The following is a 21,978-nucleotide window of genomic DNA, read 5'->3' as shown; positions in this document are numbered from 1 at the left end:
TGGATCGATTCCGCCATGCGAGCGCGCTGAAGCCAGGCCTACTGAGCCGCTTGGAATTGTGGCGACTACCGTTGCAGGGGTCGCCTACGTTTCGAGGAGCCAGGAATGAGTAACCGGCCGGCGCAGTCACGCCGTCACCGCGTCGTGGTCATTGGATCGGGCTTCGGTGGGTTGTTCGGCACACAAGCCCTCAAGGGCGCCGATGTCGAGATCACCATGATCGCACGCACCACGCACCACCTCTTCCAGCCATTGTTGTACCAGGTGGCCACCGGAATCCTGTCAGTCGGCGACATCGCCCCCGCCACCCGGCTCGTCCTGCGGAAACAAAAGAACGCCCAGGTACTCCTCGGCGATGTCCAGAAGATCGACCTCGAGGCCAAAACGGTCACGTCCCAGTTTCTCGAACGGTCTACCGTCACCCCGTACGACAGTCTGATTGTCGCGGCAGGCGCCGGCCAGTCCTATTTTGGCAACGACCACTTCTCCGAGTTCGCACCCGGGATGAAGACGGTCGACGACGCACTCGAACTGCGAGGCCGCATTCTGGGTGCCTTCGAGCAGGCCGAATTGTCCGACGACCCCGAGGAGCGGGCGCGCCTGCTGACGTTCGTGGTGGTCGGTGCGGGGCCCACCGGCGTCGAACTGGCGGGGCAGATCGCAGAACTGGCGCATCGCACCCTCTCCGGGGCGTTCCGTCATATCGACTCGCGTGACGCCCGGGTGATTCTGCTGGACGGCGCGAGCGATGTGCTGCCCGTCTACGGCGGGAAGTTGAGCCGAAAGGCGGCCGCACAGCTCGAGAAGCTCGGCACCGAAATTCAACTCGGTGCCATGGTCGTCGATGTCGACGTCGAGGGTCTTGTCGTGCGGGACAAGGACGGTACCGAACGCCGTATCGAGTCACAGTGCAAAGTGTGGTCGGCCGGCGTGCAGGCAAGTCCGCTGGCCAAGCAGATCGCCGACCAGTCCGAGGCCCAGGTGGACCGCGCAGGCCGGTTGATGGTCAATCCCGACCTGTCGGTGCCCGGACACCCTAACGTCTTCGTCATCGGCGACATGATGTCGCTCGACAATTTGCCCGGCCTCGCCCAGGTCGCCATGCAGGGCGGCAAGTACGCAGCCAAGCAGATCAAAGCAGGTCTACACGGCCACAAGCCCGAGGATCGTCCGCCGTTCAAGTATTTCGACAAAGGCAGCATGGCCACGATCTCGAGGTTCAGTGCCGTCGCGAAGGTCGGCAAGCTCGAGATCAGCGGATTTGTCGGCTGGGTGGCATGGCTGGCCGTCCACCTCATGTACCTGGTGGGATTCCGGAGCAGGCTCTCCACCATTCTGTCGTGGACAGTCACGTTCCTCGGCCGGGGACGTGCTCAGATGGCATCCACCGAGCAGTGGGTCTTCGCACGCAACGCGATGGAACAGTTGGAGCGGCACGAGCGGGAGCTGGAGCGAGAGGCTTCCCATGGTGAGCCGCCACACAAAGCTGCCGGGTGATACCTCGTGCCAGGCGACGCCGACGGCCTCAGTTTCCGAGTTTGCCGGTGTCGGTGATATTCGCGAGCCGGACCTGTCCCTTCGAGACCAGGCGATCCTGTTCGTCGGTTACTCGGACCTCCCACAGTTGCTGGGTACGTCCGCGATGTATGGGCTCGGCCGTTGCGGTCAATCTTCCCTGACGAACAGCACGCAGGAAGTCGGTGTTGTTGTTGACGCCGACGACGTGTCCGCGACCGTCGAGCCAGATCATCCCCGCCGTGCTGGCGACCGACTCGATTACGGAGCAGTACACGCCGCCGTGCTGGATTCCAGCCGGTTGATGGTGGTTGGGGGTGACGGTCCATTGTGCCTGCACACGGTCGGGACCGAGTTCGGTGTATTCGAGTCCGATGAGGCCTTCGAATCCGTTGTTCCCGACCCCGAATGCTTCGGCCGTGTCGATCTGACCGCCCCCGGTCGACGTCTGCTGCTCGCCGGAACCCACCATCACACTCCCTGTCGGACCACGGTGCACTCTGGCAGCGCACCCGCTCTTGTCTACACGATGCCCTGGACCGCGATATTCGCAGGTGCGACAAACGGATCGGCGGGCCTCGCCCAAAAGAGCGCGAGGCCCGCCGCGGGGAGGACCGGGAGTCTCTGCAGCCCTCAGGACTCCGGTGCGGTCCGGTAGTTCGGTTCTCGACGTTTTGCCGCCTGACCCTCCATCACCACAGCGACTATAGGCAAGGCTGCCCTAATACTGCAACTATGTGTGGGAGAGGAGATAGGGTTCCGTAACCTAAGTGAGTACATCGGCGCCAGCTCGGTCTACGGGCAGACATGTCAGGAGCTCTTGCACCAGTGACGACGAGACAGTTCGGCAGCGACATCCCGCACCTGCCGACCGACGAACCGTACGGAAGGAGCGACGTTCCACACGGTTCCGCGCCGCTACATCTTCGCGCACTCGCGGCTGCACTCGACCTCGGGATCGTGGCAATCCCCCTCGTTCTCGGCTGGTACACCGTCAATGCTCTGAGTGAGGCCAACGGCGGCGGGCAGGCCGACCGCATCGTCTTCGGCTGTGCCGCCGTCGCGATAGCGGTGTCCCTCGCGGTGTGGAACCAAGGCTTCCGCGAAGGCAACACAGGGCAAAGTTCGGGCAAGGGCTGGATCGGCCTCGTCACCCGCGACACCCACACACACGATGCGATCGGACCCAGGCGTGCACTGGAACGGGTGTTCCGGCGTTCCGGAACCGAGGTTGTCCGGGAGAGCACAGCGAAGCATGAGGGATTCAACGTCGTCGCGAAGGACGTATCGGTTGCGACGATTCGACGCCGCAAGGTCGCGGGCCTGGCGGTCCTGCTGGTTCTGCTGGTTCTGGTTCTGCTCGCGAGCGTCGCGATCGGGGCGCGTCCGCTGTCGTTCGCGGAGATCTTTCACGCTCTTTTCAACGCGGATGGGTCCCAAGCCGACATAATCGTGCACACTCTCCGCGCTCCGCGCACCGCGCTGGGACTCATCGTGGGAATCTCGTTGGGGGTGGCCGGAGCCTTGATCCAGGGCCACACCCGCAATCCGCTCGCCGATGCGGGACTGCTCGGCCTGAGCGCCGGCGCGGCCTTCTTTGCCGTGCTGTCGATGTACCTGTTCGGCTTCACCGCGCCCAGCGACTACCTGTGGTTCGCATTCGCCGGGGCGTTCGCTGCGAGCATGATCGTGTTCGGGCTGTCGTCGATCGGCAACGGTGGCGCCAGTCCGCTGAGTCTGGCGCTGGCCGGTGCCGCCGTGGCGTTCTTCCTGCAGGCGATGACGAATGCAGTCATCATCCTCGACCAGGCCAGCTTGGACGCCTACCGATTCTGGGTGGTCGGTTCGGTGGCCGGACGTGGATTCGACGTGCTGTGGCAGGTGTTGCCCTTCCTGATCGTCGGGTTGATCCTCGCGTTGGTCAGCACACCCGGACTGAACGTCCTCAGCCTTGGTGAGGACGTGGCAAGGTCGCTGGGCACCAACATCGGGGCCAGTAGAGCCTTGGGAATCCTCGCCATCACGCTCCTGATCGGTGCGGCCACCGCGGCCTGCGGGCCGATCGCGTTCATCGGGCTGGTGGTCCCCCACGTGGCGCGGGCCATCACCGGACCCGACTACCGCTGGCTCGTCCCCTACGCGGGTCTGCTCGGTGGGATCATGCTCGTTGCAGCGGACGTTGTCGGCCGCGTGGTCGTCAGGCCCGGTGAGCTGCAGGTAGGCATCGTGCTGGCCCTGTTCGGCGCACCGTTCTTCATTGCGCTGGTTCGGCGCAGGAAGCTGGTGAAGCTGTGAGTGTGAGGGAGGAACTACACGACGACGTCGGCACAGCGGCGGTGCCCCGGGTCCCGGCACGTCCGCCGTTCCGACTCGGCGCCATCTCGCTCGTTCTTCGGCCTCTCGCTCTTGCGGTGAACGTTGCGCTGCTGGTGACGCTGTTCCTCGTGCTCTGTCTGAACATCGGTCGCGGGGACTTCCCGATGTCCATCCCCGAGGTCACAAGGGTGCTGCTCGGTGGCGGTTCCAGTGCCCAGAACTTCATCGTCATGGATCTTCGCCTACCCCGGGCGCTGGCCGGTGCATTCATCGGCATGGCGCTGGGACTGGCCGGTGCCATCACGCAGTCGATCGCCCGTAACGCGTTGGCGAGCCCCGACATCCTGGGCATCACGTCAGGGGCGAGCGCCGCAGCAGTAGCACTGATCGTGCTCGGCGGCGGCGGGTCCTTCGTCGGTCTTCTCGCAACCTTGGGCATCCCCCTGGCCGCGCTGTTCGGTGCGCTGCTGACCGCCGCGGTCATCTACATGCTGGCGTGGCGTGGCGGTCTGGAGGGCTACCGGTTGATCCTGATCGGCATCGGGATCAACGCCATGCTGATCGCCGTCACCGGGTGGTTGCTCATCTCGGCCGACATCAACGACGCCTCCCGCGCCCAGATCTGGCTGAACGGTTCCCTCAACGGTGCGTCGTGGAGCCAGGTGTGGCCCGTGATGGTTGCCGTCGTACTGATCGGTGGTTTCGCGGTCGTCTCCTCCTTCACGATGGGTGCACTCCGACTCGGCGACGACAATGCCGTGTCACTGGGTGTGCGACTGCAGTGGTCTCAGGCGCGTCTGTTGTTGACCGCCATAACCCTGGCCGGCGTGGCGACTGCGGCGGCCGGCCCGATCGGCTTCGTAGCGCTCGCAGCACCCCAGGTCGCCCTCAGGCTGGTTCGCGCCGCAGGACCGCCGCTCATCGCGTCGGCACTGACGGGTGCCGTGCTCGTCGTGGGCAGCGACGTGGTGGCGCGTACGGTCCTGCCGGTCGAACTTCCGGTCGGCATCGTCACCTCAGCCCTCGGCGGCCCGTTCCTGATGTACTTGCTGGTTCGCAACAATCGGAAGGTCTCGGCATGACCGCGCAGCCTGACGCTCGACTGATCGCCGAAGGATTGAGCCTCGGATACGGCGACCGCATCATCGTCGACAACCTCGATCTCCAGGTTGATACAGGTGTGATCACCACCGTGATCGGGCCCAACGGGTGCGGCAAGTCCACCCTGCTCCGTGCGATGAGCAGACTCTTGAAACCGAGAAGCGGTTCGGTGCTGCTCGACGGCAAGGCGATCGGGTCGATGCGCACCAAGGATGTCGCCCGCACCCTCGGCATGCTCCCCCAGGCGCCTCTCGCCCCTGAGGGTTTGACGGTTGCCGACCTGGTAGCCCGCGGCCGGCATCCGCATCAGTCGTGGATCCGACAGTGGTCGTCGGACGACGAGGACGAGGTTGCCGAGGCGCTCGCTCTGACCGGTGTGTCCGATCTCGCGGATCGCCCGGTCGACCAACTGTCCGGCGGTCAGCGTCAACGCGCCTGGATCTCGATGGCGCTTGCGCAGGGAACCGACATCCTTCTGCTCGACGAGCCGACGACCTACTTGGACCTGGCCCACTCGGTCGAGGTTCTCGATCTCGTGGACCGAATGCACGAGGAGATGGGGCGCACCGTGGTGATGGTGCTCCACGATCTCAACCTCGCGATCCGCTACAGCGACCGGTTGATCGTCATGCGGGACGGCAAGATCGTCGCGGCAGGTACACCGAAGGACGTCATCTCCACCGAACTCCTCTTGGAGGTATTCGGCCTCGAGGCTGCGGTGATCGCGGACCCGGTATCCGATCGTCCGCTGGTGGTACCGATCGGGACCCGGCACGTGTACGGGGCGACGGGCGGGCCAGTCGACGCAACCCGAACCCGGACATCGTCCGCTCCGCCGAAAATATGACCCTTACCACATGCCGTACCAAGCGTTTACTACGCCCTGTAGCGCGTATTCAGGATTGCTAACCGTAGAATCGGAATATGGCTGGTCTCGGGGAACTCGAACGCGCGGTGATGGAACATCTCTGGTCAACGTCCGAACCGCAGACAGTGCGACAGGTGCATGAGGAACTGGCTACACGACGCGACCTCGCGTACACAACCGTCATGACGGTGCTGCAGCGACTGGCCAAGAAGCACCTCGTCATTCAGCAGCGCGACGATCGTGCACACCGATATCTGCCGGTACACCAACGTGAAGAACTCGTCGCAAGCCTCATGGTGGACGCGCTGCAACAGGCCGACAAGTCGGGCAGCCGCGCCGCCGCGCTCGTTCACTTCGTGGGACAGGTCGGTGCAGACGAAGCCGACGCACTTCGCGAGGCCCTCGCGGCACTCGAGGCCAAGGAACGATCCGCCAGCGACGATCAGTCGGGAACCGCTCGCGCGGTCTGACAATCGTCGTGCATCATGATTAGGACATGCACGCCACCGCCGCACTGGTATTCGGAGTACTAGCACTCCTGCTCGCAGGACCCGTTCCTGCGCTGCTGAGTCGTGCCCGATGGCCGTACCGAGCGCCTCGCGCCGCACTCGTGTTATGGCAGGCAATCGCCTTGGCCGCCGTGCTGTCCGCCTTCGGGTCGGGGCTCGCGATCGCCAGCCAACTCCTCGTCCCCGGCCCGGACGGCCGCCCGACTACTTCACCGACCGCGGAAATCGACGCTCTCGGCTTACCCCTGTGGATCCTCTACATGGTGGTCCTCACTCTCACGCTCGTGGTCGGTGCGAAACTGATCTTCGCCGTCATACAGGTCGGTGTTCGAACGCGACGACGACGCTCCCGGCACCGCATGCTCGTCGACCTCCTCGATCGTTGTCCCGAACCGTCCATGATCGCCCGCGTACCGGACCTGAGGGTCCTGGACGTCACCGAGCCGATCGCCTACTGCCTGCCGGGCCTACGCCAGCGGGTGGTGTTGAGTCAGGGAACGTTCGCCACGCTCGACGACGCCGAGATCACGGCGATCCTCAGCCACGAACGCGCACATCTGCGTGCACGCCACGACCTTGTGCTCGAGGCCTTCACGGCAGTCAACGCCGCCTTCCCGAAAGTGGTTCGTAGCAAGTCGGCGCTCGGGTCGGTTCAGTTGCTCATCGAGATGCTGGCCGATGATTCCGCTGTCCGCGCTGCTGGGCCGACTGCGCTCGCTCGGGCACTTGTTGCCTGTTCGGCTTCGCACGCGCCGCAAGGTGCGATGGCTGCGGGAGGCCCCGACACGCTGTTGAGGGTCCAGCGTCTTGCCTCTTCGGAAGCGCGAATGCCCGTCGCTCTGGCCGCATACGCGGCTTCTCTCGCCATTCTCGTCGTTCCGACCATAGCCGTCGCGGTTCCCTGGCTCACTGAACTGAGTCGGCTGTTCCAGGCGGCCTAGTCACTCACGTCCCAGTTCAACCGATTCGATCACTGACCCTCCGGTCCCGTACACTCTTCGATGGTCGTTCCCGCGGCCCGTCAACACTGAATCGGCACACAGCCCAATTCCCCGCACTTGCGCGAATGGATTGACCAGGTGACATGTGCCCTGGCTCGTCCCTTTGTGCGTGCTGCCCGGCAGCCCCCGCTCCGCGACGCGCCCCTATGTCCGGAGAGGTATCTGCGTGACCAACGCTGTCCAGACGACGTCTTCCCCACAAGTGAAGGCCGACACCCCAACCCTTGATCGGAATGTCACCGAAGCTGATGCCGCAATCGTGACGTTTGCCGAGATCGGCCTGCCCGCACCCCTGGTGCAGGCCCTCGCCCGCAACTCCATCACCACCCCGTCGCCTATTCAGGCGCAGTCCGTTCCGGATGCGTTGTCCGGCACCAACGTTCTCGGCCGGGCCCAGACCGGATCGGGCAAAACCCTGGCCTTCGGTCTGCCGATGCTCGCCCGCCTCGCGCACCATGAAGACCGGCCCGCCCCCAAACGTCCCCGTGCACTGGTGCTCGTGCCGACCCGTGAACTCGCCTTTCAGGTGGTCGATTCCCTCGCGTCTTATGCGGGTGTACTCGGACTGAATGTCCGCCCCGCCGTTGGCGGAACCCCGTTCAGCAGGCAGGTGGACCAGTTGCGGCGTGGCGTCGACATTCTCGTCGCCACCCCGGGCCGTCTAGGCGATCACCTCCGCCAGGGCACTTGCGTCCTCGACTCGATCGAAATCACGGCCCTCGACGAGGCCGATCAAATGGCTGACATGGGCTTCCTTCCAGAGGTGCGGTCGATCCTCGGCGAGACGCCGTCCGACGGACAGCGTCTGTTGTTCTCTGCCACCCTGGGCCGCGAGGTACAGTCCCTGGTCCGGCAGTTCCTGCCCGACCATGTTCAGCACTCGACGGAGGACGGTCGTGCAAGCGTCGATACGATGGAGCACTACGTGCTGCTGGTCGAGCGAGGCCAGAAGGACAACGTCCTGGCCGAAATCGGCGCCCGCAAGGGTGGTCGCACCATCATGTTCGCCCGGACCAAACTCGGTTGCGAGGGAATCACCGACCGCCTGCGCGCGGTTGGCGTTGCCGCCGAGGCGCTGCACGGAGGCAAGGCTCAGAACCAGCGAACCCGAGTCCTGGAACGATTCAAGAACGGCCGCACCCCCGTGCTCGTTGCGACGGATGTCGCCGCGCGCGGTATCCATGTCGACGGAATCGACCTCGTTGTGCATGTCGATCCGCCCGCTGACCACAAGGACTACCTCCACCGCGCGGGACGCACTGCGCGGGCAGGAGAGAAGGGCACCGTCGTCGCGATCGTGCTGCCGAACCAGAAGCGCACATTCAGGCGCCTGACCGGGATGGCCGGCGTCGCCGCTACCGCGGTGCCAGTCGCCCCCGGTTCGGAGGTCTTGGCCACCATTACCGGCGCGCAGGCACCCAGTGGGCAACCGCTGCGCGACAACTACTTCCGCAGCGACCGTCGAGGCGACCGCAAGTTCGGGGACCGCCAACCCCGCCGCGAAGGCGGATACGGCAGCCGGGACGGCGTCAGCGGAAACCGCAATTCCGACAATCGCGGATCCCGTCGTGATGCGGGTGACCGCACCTACGAAGGTCGCACGTATGGCGACCGTTCATCGGGCAACCGCTTCGAGAGCCGCGGTTCCGAGGGCCGCGGAGCCCGCCGCTACCAGTCCGACAACCGGCCTGCCGGCCACCGTGGGGATCGTCCCCAGCGCAGCAGTGGCAACTTTGGGGACCGAGACGGTCGGCCGACGCGTGACCGGGCGCAGCGCCGTGACTACGGTGATCGCGGGGACAGCCACCGAGTTGCCGGAGAGCGCAGCTTCGACCGCGGCGCTCCCCGTCGAGACTTCGGCGACAACCGCGGAGGGGGCAAGCGCTTCCGCAGCGACGACCGCCCGGATAGCCGTCGCCCTGCGGCTACGCCCGATCGGCAACCCACCTCCAAGAGTGGCGGGTTCCGCAGCCGCGCAGGACGGCGTTCGTACGACGGTTTCGACGGCCCGGCGCGTGAGCGTCGCAGCTGATCTCGGTGATCGCCACAACCTGATGTAGCCAGACCTGGCCCGGCCATCGCTCGGTGCGGTGCCCGGTGGGTTCGGCGCGGCACCCCGTCGATCCTGCCGATAGCCTTGCGGGAGGTCCATCCACCCGCCGATTTCGCGCCCCGCCGAACGAGAAGGAATGCTGTATTCATGACTATCGACAAAACTGAGGGTGCCCGTGCTCAGATCGGCGTCACCGGACTGGCCGTCATGGGCTCGAACATTGCTCGTAACCTCGCCCGGCACGGTCACACGGTCGCTCTGCACAACCGGAGCATTGCGAAGACCGATGCCCTCATCGCCGATCACGGCAGCGAGGGCGACTTCGTGCGTACCGAAACCATCGAGGATTTCGTCGGGGCGCTGCAGAAGCCGCGACGCGTGCTGATCATGGTCAAGGCCGGCGATCCCACCGACGCCGTCATCGAGGAACTCGCCGCCGCCATGGAGCCTGGCGACATCATCATTGACGGCGGCAATGCCCTGTACACGGACACGATCCGTCGTGAGGCTTCACTCCGCGATCGAGGTCTGCACTTCGTCGGGGCCGGCATCTCCGGAGGTGAGGAGGGCGCACTGAACGGTCCATCGATCATGCCGGGGGGACCGAAGGAGTCCTACGAGGCCCTCGGTCCCCTGCTCGAGTCGATCGCCGCGCAAGTCGACGGCACCCCCTGCTGCACACACATCGGCCCCGACGGTTCCGGGCACTTCGTGAAGATGGTCCACAACGGGATCGAGTACGCCGACATGCAGTTGATCGGCGAGGCGTACCACCTTTTCCGGGACGCTCTCGGCTACGACGCCGACAAGATCGCCGAGGTGTTCACCGAGTGGAATTCGGGCGACCTGGAGAGCTACCTCGTCGAGATCACCGCGGAGGTTCTGAAGCAGAAGGACGCAAAGACCGGCAAGGCGCTGGTCGACGTGATCGTCGACGCCGCCGAGCAGAAGGGCACGGGTCGCTGGACCGTCAAGTCCGCGCTCGACCTCGGAGTCCCGGTCACCGGCATCGCGGAGGCCGTGTTCGCCCGCGCCCTGTCCGGTTCGCGTGAGCAGCGCAAGGCCGCGGTCGGCCTGGCGCCCGGTCGGCTCGCGGACAAGCCGACAGACGCCGAGCAGTTCACCGAGGACATCCGTCAGGCGCTGTACGCGTCGAAGGTCGTGGCCTACGCGCAGGGATTCGACCAGATCGCGGCCGGTAGCGCCGAGTACGACTGGGATCTACGTCCGGCCGACCTGGCCACGATCTGGCGTGGTGGCTGCATCATCCGGGCGCGCTTCCTCAACCGCATCAAAGAGGCCTACGACGAGAACCCGAAGCTGCCCAGCCTCGTCCTGGCGCCGTATTTCCGGGATGCCATCGAGACGGCCATCGACAGTTGGCGCCGTGTGGTGTCCACGGCCACTCTGCTGGGCATCCCGGTGCCGTCGTTCGCATCGTCGCTGTCGTACTACGACGCGCTTCGAGCCGAGCGACTGCCCGCGGCACTGACACAAGGACAGCGCGACTTCTTCGGCGCCCACACGTACGAACGGGTCGATGCGGAGGGCAAGTTCCACACTCTGTGGAGCGGTGACCGTAGCGAGGTTCGGGCCTGAACCCCGCCAGTCGCCGGCTTCCGGAACATCGCGCCTCGGCCGTGACGCGGACCGTTCGCGTCACGGCCGACCGGGTGGGCTCCGCGCAGACGGTAGCCTTCAACGCAATGTCCGAACCCAAGACTTCCCCGCCGGCTCCGGTGGGTGAGACGTTCCTCGGCCTCGGTCTCCCCGCCGTGATGACTCACGCCCTCGGTCGTGGTGGCATCACTACCCCGTTTCCCATTCAGGTCGCGACCATCCCGGACGCGTTGGCCGGAAAGGACGTCCTGGGCAGGGCGCCGACAGGATCTGGGAAGACACTCGCGTTCGGTCTGCCGATGTTGGTACGGCTGAGGGGTGCGGCGAGTCGGCGCGGCTTCCCCCGCGGACTCGTTCTCGTTCCCACTCGTGAACTGGCATTGCAGATCGAGCAGGCTCTCGACGAGCCCGCGCTCTCGCTGGGACTGCGGACCGCCGCCGTCGTGGGCGGAGTTCCGATCAGGCGCCAGGTCGAAACGCTCTCCCGCGGAGTCGATCTGCTGGTTGCCACTCCTGGCCGTCTCTCCGATCACCTGGCGCAGGGGACGGTCTTTCTGGACGACGTCGTCGTCACCGCGCTCGACGAGGCCGACCACATGGCCGAGATGGGGTTCGTGCCACAGGTCACACAGATTCTCGACAAGACTCCGGAAGGTCAGCGACTTCTGTTCTCGGCCACCCTCGACGGCGAGGTCGATACCCTGGTCGAGAAGTACTTGTGTGATCCGATCGCGTATTCGGCAGACCACGCCGAGACTACCGTGACGGCGATGCGGCACCACCTCCTGCTCGTCAACGAGTCCGAGAAGAGATCCGTTGTGGCACATATCGGCTCGCGTCAGGGGCGCACAATCATGTTCGTACGCACCAAGTACGGGGTCGATCGTCTGGCGAACCAGTTGCGTGATCTCGGCATCGCCGCCGCGGCGCTGCACAGTGGGAAGTCGCAGAATCATCGCATTCGCGCCCTCGAGTCGTTTGCCAACGGGACCACCCCCGTGCTGGTGTCCACCGATGTGGCCGCCCGCGGCATTCACATCGACGACATCTCGCTCGTCGTTCACGTAGACCCACCAGCCGAATCCAAGAACTATCTCCACCGCGCCGGACGGACCGCCAGAGCGGGTGAAGCGGGCGTCGTGGTAACCCTCGTAACCGAGGAACAGCGCCCCGAGGTCGAGAAGTTGACCCGCAACATCGGCATCGCGGTACAGACCGAACCTGTCCACCCCGGCGACGCAGTGTTGACCGAAATCACCGGCGCTCGCCGCCCGTCGGGAAGGCCCGTTCCCGCCATCGGCACCGGGGCGACTCCACAGGCCACTTCGAAAACGAACAGGCGTGCACACGACCCGAAAGGGCGCCCCACCCGTCGCGGCAGAGCCCGGAACGAGGGTGCGCGACGCAGACACGGTCCTGGATCGGCGTCGAATCCGCGCGGGCACCGCAATGGCGGTACGCGCTAGCGGCGCGTGCCTACCGTTCGCCCTCATCGGGTGCCCTGATGTCAACCCCGATGGGTCCGCAGAGGGTGCGGAGCGCACCGGAACGAGGCACTGTCGCCGTATCCACGGTATCGTGCTGACACGTGCAGTTCCTCGACGGGCATCGCCCTCCCTATGACCTGACGTACGACGACGTGTTCCTGGTGCCGAACCGCACCGAGGTCGCCTCACGTTTCGACGTCGACCTGTCCACATCCGACGGGTCACGTACCACCATCCCGATTGTCGTCGCCAACATGACCGCTGTCGCCGGAAGGCGCATGGCGGAAACAGTGGCGCGTCGCGGGGGTCTGGTGATCCTCCCCCAAGACCTCCCGGCGTCCGCCGTGGCGGAGACCGTGTCCTTCGTGAAGAGCAGGCATCTCGTCGTGGACACACCGGTCACGCTGGACCCCGATGCCGCCGTATCCGACGCCCTGGCCTTGATGCACAAACGCGCGCACGGCGCGGTAGTGATAGTCGAGAACGATCGGCCCGTCGGTATCGTCACCGAATCCTCCTGCACGGACGTCGACCGGTTCGCGCGGCTGCGGACCGTGGCATTGACCGATTTCGCCACCGCCCCGGTCTCCGCCTCTCCCCGTGAGGTCTTCGAACTCCTCGAGGGCAAGCACGACAGGCTCGCGGTGATCGTCAATCCCGACGGCACTCTGGCCGGGGTGCTCACCCGCACGGGTGCCATCCGGGCCGGAATCTACCGACCCGCCGTCGACGACAGCGGACGGTTGAGCCTGGCCGCGGCTGTCGGCATCAACGGCGATGTCGCCGCAAAAGCACGCGCCCTGGTCGAAGCCGGCGCCGACCTGCTGGTCGTCGACACCGCACATGGCCACCAACAGAGGATGATCGACGCTCTGGGAGCCCTCAAGAAGGCCGAACTCGGAGTTCCTCTGGTAGCAGGCAACGTCGTCTCGGCCGCCGGAACCCGCGACCTGATCGATGCGGGCGCGGACATCGTGAAGGTGGGTGTCGGTCCGGGCGCGATGTGCACCACACGCATGATGACCGGGGTTGGTAGGCCACAATTCTCGGCAGTCGAGGAATGCGCCACACAAGCGCGCGCAATGGGTAAGCACGTGTGGGCCGACGGAGGTGTGCGTCACCCGCGCGACGTGGCTCTGGCCCTTGCCGCAGGTGCATCGAATGTGATGATCGGGTCCTGGTTCGCAGGCACCTACGAGTCCCCCGGCGACCTTCGGGTCGACCGGGAAGGCAATGCCTACAAAGAGAGCTTCGGCATGGCCTCCAAGCGTGCGGTGGCGGCCAGGACCGCCACCGATACCGCCTTCGACCGAGCAAGGAAAGGGCTTTTCGAAGAGGGCATTTCGAGCTCGCGGATGCGTCTGGACCCGGAACGCCCTGGAGTCGAGGACCTCCTCGATCACATCTGTTCGGGCGTGCGCAGCACGTGCACCTACGCCGGCGCGCGAACCCTGGGGGAACTGCACGACAAGGCGGTTCTCGGCGTCCAGTCCGCTGCCGGATTCGCGGAGGGACGCCCCCTTCCCGCCGGTTGGTGACATTCCGCATAAGGGGGTCCGGTTCTCCGGAATCGGACCCCTACCGGGGTATCATTAAGCGCCAAACCCCATCACTTCTCGGCGACCGGAGGAATCCGGTCGCCGAGTCAGAACGAGAGGACTCCGGTGCCCGCGGCACCCACATACGTAACAAACGTCCCACCTGTCGACGCATCGGCCGGATCGGACTGTGATTCCGCCGGCTCCGAGACCTCGTCCGGCGGTTCCTCCGAGGATTCCTCTACCGAGCCGGGTGACAAACCCGGCGCCCCTTTAATCCCGGCTCGGCGGCGATAACGTATGGACATCGCGCTGAGCCTCCTCGCACTACTCGGCTTCCTCGCCCTCACCGCAGGTACCGCGGTGTTCGTCGCGGCCGAATTCTCGCTTACCGCCCTCGAACGCAGTACCGTCGAAGCGCACGCCCGCGACGGTGACCTCCGCTCCCGCCAGGTTCGGCACGCCCACCGAACGCTGTCGTTTCAGCTGTCGGGAGCACAACTCGGAATCACGATCACCACGCTGATCACCGGCTATCTGGCCGAACCTGTTCTGGCACGGTTCATCAGGCCGATCTTGGATGCAATCGGATTGAGTGAATCCATTGCCGCAGCAACGTCGTTGGTGATCGCCCTCGTTATCGCAACCTCGTTCTCGATGATCTTCGGTGAACTCGTTCCCAAGAACCTCGCCATCGCTCACCCGCTCCCCACAGCGCGTGCGTCGGCCGGACTCCAGGCCGGCTTCTCGCTCATTTTCAAATGGGCCATCAACGGGCTCAACGGCGCCGCCAACTGGCTGGTCAGGCGCCTGGGTATCGAGCCTGCCGAGGAGCTGCGGTCGGCGCGGTCACCGCAGGAACTCGGTTCACTTGTCCGGACGTCCGCGCAGCGCGGCGTAATCGACAAGGGAACGGCGCTGCTCGTGAATCGGTCCCTCCGCTTCGGTGAACGCACCGCGGAGGAACTGATGACGCCTCGGGTGAAGATCGAGGCACTGGCCACCTCTGACACAGTGGCCGACCTGATCGACACCGCCGCTCGCACCGGCTTCTCCCGATTCCCGGTCATCGACGGCGACCTCGACGACTCCGTCGGCGTCGTACACATCAAGCACGCGTTCGCGGTACCCGCCGCACGTCGCCGCACCACCCGACTCAGTTCGCTCGCACAGAAGGTCCCCGTCGTTCCGTCGAGCCTGGACGGTGACGCCGTGATGGAGCGGATCCGGTCCGATGGGATGCAGGTCGCCTTCGTCGTCGACGAATACGGTGGCACCGCTGGACTGGTCACGATGGAGGATCTGATCGAAGAAATTGTCGGAGACGTGCGGGACGAACACGACGAACCACAGATCGACGTCCAACGGATCGGCGACGGCTGGTCGTGCTCGGGCCTGCTCCGCGTCGACGAGGTCTCCGAAACCACCGGGTATACGGCACCCGAAGGTGAGTACGAGACGCTCGGCGGGCTGGTACTCACCCATCTCGGACGTATCCCCCGAGATGGCGACGTGGTCGAACTACCGACAGCCGACACCGCGCACGGTGACCGGTGGACGGCCGCAGTGACCCACATGGATGGCCGACGTATCGACCGAGTGCTGCTCACACCGGTTCGCGGCAACACCGACCGGGAGGAGGGTGACAATGGCTGACCTGCTCGGAATGCTGCTCACCTTCGTCCTACTCGCCGGAAACGCCTTCTTCGTCTGCGCCGAATTCGCGTTGATCTCGGCGCGGCGCGACCGGCTCGAAGCACTAGAGGCGCAGGGCAAGAAGCGCGCCCGTACAGTGATCACTGCCGGTGAGGATCTTTCGTTGATGCTGGCCGCCGCACAGTTGGGCATCACCATCTGCTCGATTCTGCTCGGCAAGGTGGCCGAACCGGCCATCGCGGATCTGCTGGAGATCCCCCTCGGCGCGTTCGAACTGCCCAGCAGCTTGCTGCACGCGATATCGTTCACGATCGCGATGTCGCTGATCGTCGTGCTGCACATCCTGCTCGGCGAGATGGTGCCGAAGAACATCGCGCTCGCAGGCCCGGAGCGGTCGGCGATGCTTCTGGTGCCGATGCATCTGGTGTTCATCAAGCTGGCACGACCGGTCATCGCCTTCTACAACCTGTGCGCCAACCTCATTCTGAGGGCACTGCGGGTCGAACCGAAGGCTGAACTCGAGGTCACCGTCTCGGCGGTCGAACTGTCCGAGATGATCGGCGAATCCCGTTCCGAGGGACTCATCGACGCGGAGGAGCACCGGCGGCTCACCCAGGCCCTCGAATCGACCGACCGTACCGTCGCCGAGGTGATGATCCCCTTGGAAGGGGTTCGGACCGTCCCGCTCTCGGCCCGCGGTACACGGCTCGGCGCCATCGAGGAGGCCGTCATCGAGACCGGATACTCTCGCTACCCGGTCCGTGCCGAGGACGGTTCGCTGGTCGGATACGTGCACCTCAAGGATGTACTCGACGACGTCCTCGACGATGACGCGGGACCTGACACAGTGATTCCGCGGTCAGGCATTCGTCCACTGCCGCGGATGACGACCGCCACACCGCTCGCGGAGGCCCTCGCGAGTCTGCGCCGCACGAGTTCGCATCTCGGGGCTGCCTCGGATTCAACAGGCCGAATCGTCGGGATAGTCGCCCTCGAGGACCTTGTCGAGGAGTACGTGGGCACCGTGCGGGACGGTACCCACCGCAACAGTGACATCAACCCGAGGGAGCGGTCGATCTGACGACGCGCATCGTGGACCGCCTCGGACACTAGGTGCGACAACAGCTGCCAAGCTGCGCTGCTGCGGCACAGACCCTGTCGGGCTGTGCCGCAGCCTGTTGTGCCCCAGGTAATCTCGGTTCGACATTGCGCCGAGGCGAAGCGAGGTTGCTGTGGGTGTGTTCGAGTGGGTGCTGGGCGACTACGACCGAGGGACAGGTGTCCGGTCGGACCTCGACCGGATCGACTGCGTAGACCCCGGAGACTACCTTGCGGCACGACTGCCGGTGTTCGCTCTCGCGGCCGGGTCTATCGCGGCGCTCACGGGGGCGATCGACCGCTGTCTCGACTCCGTCGGAACGGCTCCCAGAGGGTGGCACTTGCGCCCCGACCGTATCGCCGCCGCGTTCGCAAGCGACCGGATGCTGCGGGTAGCCGGCTCTTCGGTGCCCAGATTCGCGGAACTGTCGGGGTTCTTCGTGACCACCGATGGATGGGTGCGCACCCACGCCAACTATCCACATCATCGCAGCCGACTGCTTGCGGCGCTCGGCTTGCCCGGCGACACCGACCGGGTCGGTCTCGCCACGCGAGTCGCGACGATGACCGCTCAGGACGTCGAGGACGCGGCCACCGCCGAGCAGGCCGTGGCCGCCCGGGTTCGGTCGGAATCCGAATGGGCGGCCCATCCCGCCGGGCGGGCCGCCGCCTCGGGAGACCTTGTGACTTCCACCTCCCACGCGGACGCTGCGGTGTTCGGGCCGGCCTCCGCAAGTCCGGACCGTCCGCTCACCGGAGTCAGGGTCCTCGACCTGACGCGAGTGATCGCCGGACCCGTCGCGACCCGCACCCTTGCGCTGCTCGGTGCCGAGGTCCTTCGGATCGACCCGCCGACGATCCCGGAGATCGCCACCACGTACCGCGATACCGGCCAGGGCAAGCGCACCGCCCTGCTCGACATTCGGTCAGCCGACGGCCGCGCGATCCTCGCCGATCTGATCCCCGATGCCGATGTCGTGGTGTCCGGGTACCGGCCGGGAGCCCTCGACGATGTGTTCGCGAAACTCCCGCCACCCCCGGTGTCGGCACGGGTTTGCGCCTGGGGGTGTGGCGGCCCTTGGTCTCAGCGGCGTGGCTTCGACAGCATCGTGCAGGCAGTATCGGGGATTGCGCTCGTCGAGGGCCGCGACGGCACCCCGGGCGCACTGCCCGCTCAGGCCCTCGACCACGCCACCGGGTATCTACTCGCGGCCGGGATCGTCGACGCACTCCTGGCCGGGCGGCGCGACGGCCTCGCCCGCACCGTCGATGTATCCCTCGCCCGCACCGGCGCCTGCCTGCTCGGCGCTGCAAACCGCACCGATGCCCCCGCTTCCGCGTCGGTTCCCGACACCACCTGTCTCGTCGAGCACGGCGACTTGCTCAGTGCCCGTCCAGCTCTCGGCGAATATGCCGATTACCCGTTCCCTGCCCGGCCGTGGGGCGAAGACCGACCCACATGGGAGTGAGCATCGCTCGGTGACGATATGCCGATATGCCGATATGCCGATATGCCGATGCTTCCAGGGCGGTGGTCCGCCGACGTGGCGTCGGTCAACCGCGGGCGCGCGCCGCGCTCACCCGCTCCCACAGATGACGGTCGCTGCGCGGCCCGCCTCGGGTGTCGGCACCGTATCGGGCGATCTCCGCGTCGATGTCCAGCGAACGCGTGGGCGATTGCGCGGGAACCAGTTCGTCGATCACGAGTTCGTCGGGCACCAGCCAGCACACCTCGAACTCGATCCCGTCCGGGTCGCGTCCGTACACCGCCTTGGTCGAGGAGTGGTTGCTTTCCCCTGTCAGCGCATCGGCTGCGAGCAGGCGGTCCCGCATCTCGGCCAGACCCGCGAGTGTGTCGATCTCCCAGGCCACGTGGTAGAGGCCCACATTGCCCGCCGTCACCTCGCTGGTCGGATTCGGGCTCTGGAACAACCCCAGATCGTGGTCGTTTGCCGAGTCCGGCGCCTGCAGGAACACCCCACCGGGAAATCCGCCCGGTAGCTCGGTGAACCCGAGCACATCCCGGTAGAACGCCAGGCTCCGCTGCAGGTCGGACACGTACAGGACGGCATGGTTGAGTCGCTCGATCGCCATCGGGGTCATCCTCCGAAGTTGTAGTTGACACCAGTGAGCTGCTCCGACAGCGACCACAGTTGTCGCGCAACGGTTTCGTCGTGCGCCTTCCGGTTCGATTCCACGACTTTCGGGTAGCCGCGGGTCTCGAACATCGACGACGGGCCGAGGTAGCTGCCGCCGACAGCGTCCGGAACTGTAGCCGCATAGAGCATCGGCAGCGCACCCATTCTTGCGGGCTGCGCGATGATCGGGTTGGCCAGCGACAGGATCCGGCCCTGGATCGTCTCTGTGTGGGACTGCAGGTTGGTCGCCGCGTATCCCGGGTGCGACGCCAGCGCCTTCACCTTCGAACCCGAGGCCGCGAGCCGGCGGTGCAACTCGTATGTGAACAGCAGATTGGCCAGTTTCGACTGCCCGTACGCGGGCCAGCGCCTGTACCGGCGTTGTTCCCAGTTGAGGTCGGCAAGATCGATCGTGCCGATCTTGTGCATGATGCTCGCCATCGTTACGACCCTGTCTCGGACCTTGCCGAGGAGCATGGCCGTCAGCGCGAAGTGGCCCAGATGATTTGTGCCGATCTGCATCTCGAACCCATCGACGGTGCGGCGCATCGGCACCCCCATGACCCCCGCATTGTTCACCAGCACGTCGATCGAGTCGATCGACTCGGCGAATTCACGGACCGACGCAAGATCTGCGAGATCGAGTCGCCGTACCTCGGCGCGTTCTCCGAGCGGGACCGCAACCGCGAGCCCCTTCTTGACATTCCGGCACGCCAGGATCACATTCGCGCCCGCGCTCACCAAGGCCTTGGTCGCTTCCGCCCCGAGGCCACTGTTCGCGCCGGTCACGACAAAAGTCCGGCCCTGCTGATCGACGATGTCCCCCGCCGCCCATCTGGTCATGCCCACAGCCTACGGAAGAAGGTGTGCGACAGGCGCCCATACGTTCAGGAATTGCTGCCGCGCCAGTGGCGGACCGGTACGGCGTGCGCCTGCATATCCGCGGCCGAGCGGCGGCATCCCCTGCCGTGCAACCGCCCGTGGAGAATGGCCCTGTGACGATATGTGATTACACCCTGGCGGTTACCACATGAGTACGCGGCGACTGATCGTAGACGTCGACACCGGCATCGACGATTCCCTCGCGCTGCTGTACCTGCTGGCCAGTCCTGAGGCCGAGATTTTCGGAATCGCCAGCACTGCGGGGAACGTATCCGCCGAACAGGTGGCGGCGAACAACCTGAACTGGCTGGGTGTGTGCCGCGCCCCCGACATCGAGGTCGCATTGGGCGCCCGGGCCCCGCTCGTTGCCACGCTGCGCACCACCGAAGACACCCACGGTCCGCAGGGCGTCGGCAACGCCGTCCTCCCCGAGTCCGGCCGGGAGTTGTCGGCACGTGACGCGGCGACACTGTGGGTCGAGTCCGTCCGCGGTCATCCCGGGGAACTGACCGGTCTGGTGACCGGTCCGCTCACCAACCTGGCCCACGCCGTCCGAGCCGAACCGGAACTGCCGCACCTGCTGCATCGGCTAGTCGTGATGGGTGGCGCATTCAACCACCCTGGCAACACCACGCCCACGGCAGAATGGAACGTGTCGGTGGATCCGGAGGCGGCCAAGGAGGTGTTCAATGCCTTCTCCGGAGTGCCGGAGGGTCGGCGTCCGATCCTGTGCGGACTCGACGTCACCGAGACGATCGAAATGACACCCGAGCACGTCCGCCGGCTCAGCGAAACCGCAGGAAGCACGCCACCTGAGATCATCTCCCCCGACGACACCCCGGAAGTGCGCTCGCGCGCATCGAATCCGGTAATCCGGCACCTCTCCGACGCGATCCGTTTCTACATGAACTTCCACCGCACCCATGACCAAGGATTCATCGCGCACATGCACGATCCGTTCGCCGCGGCGGTGGCGTTGAACCCGGGATTGGTCCGCACCCGCCCTGCCACGGTCGACGTCGAACTGGATGGCCGACTCACCAGGGGTACGACAGTCGCGGACTGGGTGGGTCACTGGAATCGTGCACCCAACGTCGACATCGTGGTGAGCACCGACCCGGACGCCTTCTTCGACGATCTCATCGACCGGGTCGGGCGCTTCGCGAAATCCGTCGAGTCCCGATAGCGGATCAGCCTGCTGCGTCTTCGGTGTCGTCGAAGGCGTCCATGATTGCGGCGGCGGCCAGTGCGGCCGTGAGCGAACCGGTCCGCACCTGCTCTTCGATCTCGCCCCGAATGGCCCGGACCCTAGGGTTGGACTCGAGTCGGCGCAACAGCTGGTCGTGCACCATGGTCCACGACCAGTCGACTTGCTGGCGTCGACGGTTCTCCTCGAACTGCCCTGCGGCAGTGAGCACTTCACGGTGTTTACGCACAGTGTTCCAGAATTCTGCCAGACCGATTCCTTCCAGCCCGCTCATCGTTATGACAGGCGGCTTCCAGAGTGCGTCGTGCGGATGGATCAATCGCAGAGCTCCCGCCAGTTCGCGGGCGGCACCCCTCGCTTCCCTCTCATGCTTGCCGTCCGCCTTGTTGACGGCGACGATATCGGCGAGTTCGAGGACGCCCTTCTTGATGCCCTGCAACTGGTCGCCCGTGCGCGCCAGAGTGAGGAAGCAGAAGCAGTCCACCATGTTCGCGACGGTGACTTCCGACTGCCCGACGCCAACCGTCTCGACGAGAATGACATCGAATCCGGCGGCTTCGAGCAGCACGATCGTCTCGCGAGTGGCCTTTGCGACACCACCGAGGGTTCCCGATGTCGGTGAGGGGCGAATGTAGGCGTCCTTCTCGAGGGCGAGGCGCGCCATCCGTGTCTTGTCGCCCAGAATCGATCCACCAGTGAGGGTCGACGACGGATCGACGGCGAGCACTGCCACCTTGTGCCCCAAGCCGATCAGGTACATCCCCAACGCATCGATGAACGTCGACTTCCCGACTCCGGGAACTCCGGTGATTCCGACCCGGTGCGCCTTCCCCGATTCCGGCAACAACTCGAGCAGCAACTGCTGTGCCGCTGCGCGGTGATCGGTCCGTGTGGACTCGATCAGGGTAATGGCCTTGGCCAAACCAGCACGCTGGTTGGTGCGCACGGCCCGGGCGAGGGCACTGATGTCGACCGGCTGCCGCCCCATG

Annotated in this window: 18 protein-coding genes; 14 read left to right on the top strand and 4 right to left on the bottom strand. The window is 65.6% G+C overall.

Translation table 11 applies throughout. The annotated features are described in order from the left end of the window. Nucleotides 1-105: 105 nt before the first annotated feature. The gene (locus tag AB0I57_RS08570; RefSeq protein WP_358332536.1) at nt 106-1,497 is read left to right on the top strand and encodes an NAD(P)/FAD-dependent oxidoreductase; all 1,392 of its coding nucleotides are present in this window, start codon (nt 106-108) and stop codon (nt 1,495-1,497) included. Between the two features lie 28 nt (nt 1,498-1,525). Here the strand turns inward: AB0I57_RS08570 and AB0I57_RS08565 are convergent, their stop codons facing one another. Beyond that, nucleotides 1,526-1,987, bottom strand: coding sequence for a PaaI family thioesterase (locus tag AB0I57_RS08565; RefSeq protein ID WP_358332533.1), 462 nt, complete (start codon nt 1,985-1,987; stop codon nt 1,526-1,528). A gap of 356 nt (nt 1,988-2,343) precedes the next feature. Between AB0I57_RS08565 and AB0I57_RS08560 the strand changes: the two genes are divergently transcribed. The 12 genes from AB0I57_RS08560 (at nt 2,344) to AB0I57_RS08505 (ending at nt 18,231) form a co-directional block, all read left to right on the top strand. Beyond that, nucleotides 2,344-3,810 (top strand): iron ABC transporter permease, encoded by a 1,467-nt coding sequence (locus AB0I57_RS08560; protein WP_358332530.1) that lies wholly within the window; start codon nt 2,344-2,346, stop codon nt 3,808-3,810. Next, nucleotides 3,807-4,913: an iron chelate uptake ABC transporter family permease subunit gene (locus AB0I57_RS08555; RefSeq protein WP_358332527.1), complete on the top strand. Its 1,107-nt coding sequence runs from the start codon at nt 3,807-3,809 to the stop codon at nt 4,911-4,913. Before AB0I57_RS08560 ends, AB0I57_RS08555 begins: the two co-directional genes overlap by 4 nt. Then, entirely contained in the window at nt 4,910-5,779 is an 870-nt protein-coding gene (locus AB0I57_RS08550) for an ABC transporter ATP-binding protein (RefSeq protein ID WP_358332524.1), read from the top strand. The genes AB0I57_RS08555 and AB0I57_RS08550 overlap by 4 nt, the downstream gene beginning before the upstream one ends. A 77-nt stretch (nt 5,780-5,856) precedes the next feature. Next, entirely contained in the window at nt 5,857-6,270 is a 414-nt protein-coding gene (locus AB0I57_RS08545; RefSeq protein WP_358332521.1) for a BlaI/MecI/CopY family transcriptional regulator, read from the top strand. Nucleotides 6,271-6,296: 26 nt separating this feature from the next. After that, complete coding sequence (locus AB0I57_RS08540; protein WP_358332518.1) at nt 6,297-7,250, top strand: M56 family metallopeptidase; 954 nt, start codon at nt 6,297-6,299, stop codon at nt 7,248-7,250. 226 nt (nt 7,251-7,476) lie between these two features. Further along, nucleotides 7,477-9,342 (top strand): DEAD/DEAH box helicase, encoded by a 1,866-nt coding sequence (locus AB0I57_RS08535; RefSeq protein WP_358332515.1) that lies wholly within the window; start codon nt 7,477-7,479, stop codon nt 9,340-9,342. Nucleotides 9,343-9,510: 168 nt separating this feature from the next. After that, nucleotides 9,511-10,962, top strand: coding sequence for an NADP-dependent phosphogluconate dehydrogenase (gene gndA, locus AB0I57_RS08530; protein WP_358332512.1), 1,452 nt, complete (start codon nt 9,511-9,513; stop codon nt 10,960-10,962). Nucleotides 10,963-11,069: 107 nt separating this feature from the next. Next, a complete protein-coding gene (locus AB0I57_RS08525; RefSeq protein WP_358332509.1) occupies nt 11,070-12,449 on the top strand; it encodes a DEAD/DEAH box helicase in 1,380 nt (459 codons plus the stop codon). Between the two features lie 122 nt (nt 12,450-12,571). Continuing rightward, complete coding sequence (locus tag AB0I57_RS08520) at nt 12,572-14,008, top strand: GuaB1 family IMP dehydrogenase-related protein (RefSeq protein ID WP_358332506.1); 1,437 nt, start codon at nt 12,572-12,574, stop codon at nt 14,006-14,008. A gap of 300 nt (nt 14,009-14,308) precedes the next feature. Then, nucleotides 14,309-15,664 carry a hemolysin family protein gene (locus tag AB0I57_RS08515; RefSeq protein WP_358332503.1) on the top strand — a complete coding sequence of 452 codons (1,356 nt, stop codon included), beginning with the start codon at nt 14,309-14,311 and terminating at the stop codon, nt 15,662-15,664. Beyond that, a complete protein-coding gene (locus AB0I57_RS08510; RefSeq protein WP_358332500.1) occupies nt 15,657-16,745 on the top strand; it encodes a hemolysin family protein in 1,089 nt (362 codons plus the stop codon). Before AB0I57_RS08515 ends, AB0I57_RS08510 begins: the two co-directional genes overlap by 8 nt. Before the next feature lie 220 nt (nt 16,746-16,965). Beyond that, nucleotides 16,966-18,231, top strand: coding sequence for a CoA transferase (locus AB0I57_RS08505; RefSeq protein WP_358333307.1), 1,266 nt, complete (start codon nt 16,966-16,968; stop codon nt 18,229-18,231). An 85-nt stretch (nt 18,232-18,316) separates the two neighbouring features. Here the strand turns inward: AB0I57_RS08505 and AB0I57_RS08500 are convergent, their stop codons facing one another. Both AB0I57_RS08500 and AB0I57_RS08495 read right to left on the bottom strand, forming a co-directional pair. Next, the gene (locus AB0I57_RS08500) at nt 18,317-18,856 is read right to left on the bottom strand and encodes a VOC family protein (protein ID WP_358332497.1); all 540 of its coding nucleotides are present in this window, start codon (nt 18,854-18,856) and stop codon (nt 18,317-18,319) included. A 5-nt stretch (nt 18,857-18,861) separates the two neighbouring features. Beyond that, nucleotides 18,862-19,743: an oxidoreductase gene (locus AB0I57_RS08495; protein WP_358332494.1), complete on the bottom strand. Its 882-nt coding sequence runs from the start codon at nt 19,741-19,743 to the stop codon at nt 18,862-18,864. A 187-nt stretch (nt 19,744-19,930) separates the two neighbouring features. Here AB0I57_RS08495 and AB0I57_RS08490 point away from each other — a divergent pair, with 187 nt between their 5' ends. After that, on the top strand, nt 19,931-20,968 hold the full coding sequence (locus AB0I57_RS08490) for a nucleoside hydrolase (protein WP_358332491.1): 1,038 nt from the start codon (nt 19,931-19,933) through the stop codon (nt 20,966-20,968). 4 nt (nt 20,969-20,972) lie between these two features. On the opposite strand, the gene meaB is transcribed toward AB0I57_RS08490, so the two are convergent. Then, nucleotides 20,973-21,977 (bottom strand): methylmalonyl Co-A mutase-associated GTPase MeaB, encoded by a 1,005-nt coding sequence (gene meaB / locus AB0I57_RS08485; RefSeq protein WP_358332488.1) that lies wholly within the window; start codon nt 21,975-21,977, stop codon nt 20,973-20,975. Nucleotide 21,978: the final 1 nt, after the last annotated feature.

The organism is Rhodococcus sp. NPDC049939, assembly GCF_040656415.1.
Lineage (GTDB): Bacteria > Actinomycetota > Actinomycetes > Mycobacteriales > Mycobacteriaceae > Rhodococcus_F.
This window is presented reverse-complemented; position numbering and strand designations above follow the sequence as displayed.

Bases quoted from the DNA above. Each gene is read 5' to 3' on its own strand.
- AB0I57_RS08500 (WP_358332497.1), bottom strand. From the start codon at position 18,856: ATGGCGATCGAGCGACTCAACCATGCCGTCCTGTACGTGTCCGACCTG.
- AB0I57_RS08515 (WP_358332503.1), top strand. From the start codon at position 14,309: ATGGACATCGCGCTGAGCCTCCTCGCACTACTCGGCTTCCTCGCCCTC.
- gndA (WP_358332512.1), top strand. From the start codon at position 9,511: ATGACTATCGACAAAACTGAGGGTGCCCGTGCTCAGATCGGCGTCACC.
- AB0I57_RS08510 (WP_358332500.1), top strand. From the start codon at position 15,657: ATGGCTGACCTGCTCGGAATGCTGCTCACCTTCGTCCTACTCGCCGGA.
- AB0I57_RS08545 (WP_358332521.1), top strand. From the start codon at position 5,857: ATGGCTGGTCTCGGGGAACTCGAACGCGCGGTGATGGAACATCTCTGG.
- AB0I57_RS08525 (WP_358332509.1), top strand. From the start codon at position 11,070: ATGTCCGAACCCAAGACTTCCCCGCCGGCTCCGGTGGGTGAGACGTTC.
- AB0I57_RS08570 (WP_358332536.1), top strand. From the start codon at position 106: ATGAGTAACCGGCCGGCGCAGTCACGCCGTCACCGCGTCGTGGTCATT.
- AB0I57_RS08550 (WP_358332524.1), top strand. From the start codon at position 4,910: ATGACCGCGCAGCCTGACGCTCGACTGATCGCCGAAGGATTGAGCCTC.
- AB0I57_RS08490 (WP_358332491.1), top strand. From the start codon at position 19,931: ATGAGTACGCGGCGACTGATCGTAGACGTCGACACCGGCATCGACGAT.
- AB0I57_RS08565 (WP_358332533.1), bottom strand. From the start codon at position 1,987: ATGGTGGGTTCCGGCGAGCAGCAGACGTCGACCGGGGGCGGTCAGATC.
- AB0I57_RS08540 (WP_358332518.1), top strand. From the start codon at position 6,297: ATGCACGCCACCGCCGCACTGGTATTCGGAGTACTAGCACTCCTGCTC.
- meaB (WP_358332488.1), bottom strand. From the start codon at position 21,977: ATGGGGCGGCAGCCGGTCGACATCAGTGCCCTCGCCCGGGCCGTGCGC.
- AB0I57_RS08495 (WP_358332494.1), bottom strand. From the start codon at position 19,743: ATGACCAGATGGGCGGCGGGGGACATCGTCGATCAGCAGGGCCGGACT.